Genomic DNA, 626 nt, shown 5'->3' on the forward strand with positions numbered 1-626 from the left:
CATTTGCTCGTGGTTTGAAGCCTATCGTGATTATCAACAAAGTTGATAAACCAAGCGCGCGTTGTGACTGGGTAATCGATCAAGTATTTGACTTGTTTGACAACCTTGGCGCGACTGACGAACAGTTAGACTTCCCAATCGTTTATGCTTCTGGCTTACGTGGTGTTGCTGGTCCAGCTCCTGAAGAGTTGGCAGAAGACATGACTCCGTTGTTTGAAACGATCGTTGATATCGTTGAACCACCAGCGGTAGACGTTGATGGTCCATTCCAAATGCAGATTTCATCACTTGACTATAACAGCTTCGTGGGTGTTATCGGTGTTGGTCGTATTCAACGCGGTTCAGTAAAATTAAATACTCCTGTTACTGTAATTGATAAAGATGGCAATACACGTAATGGCCGTATCTTAAAAATCATGGGTTACCATGGTTTAGAGCGTGTAGATGTTGAATCAGCATCTGCTGGTGATATCGTATGTATTACAGGTATCGATGCACTTAACATTTCTGACACAGTTTGTGATCCGAAAAATGTTGAAGCTTTACCAGCATTGTCTGTAGATGAACCAACTGTATCTATGACATTCCAAGTAAACAACTCTCCGTTTGCTGGTAAAGAAGGTAAG

At 42.0% G+C, this 626-nt stretch carries 1 protein-coding gene; it reads left to right on the plus strand.

Annotated elements, in window-relative coordinates:
* The coding region (locus B4237_RS01820) for an EF-Tu/IF-2/RF-3 family GTPase (RefSeq protein ID WP_286941035.1) at nt 1-626 on the plus strand (626 nt) is incomplete at both ends.

Origin of the sequence: Acinetobacter sp. UBA6526 (genome assembly GCF_002434875.1) — a bacterium.
Taxonomy (GTDB): domain Bacteria; phylum Pseudomonadota; class Gammaproteobacteria; order Pseudomonadales; family Moraxellaceae; genus Acinetobacter; species Acinetobacter venetianus.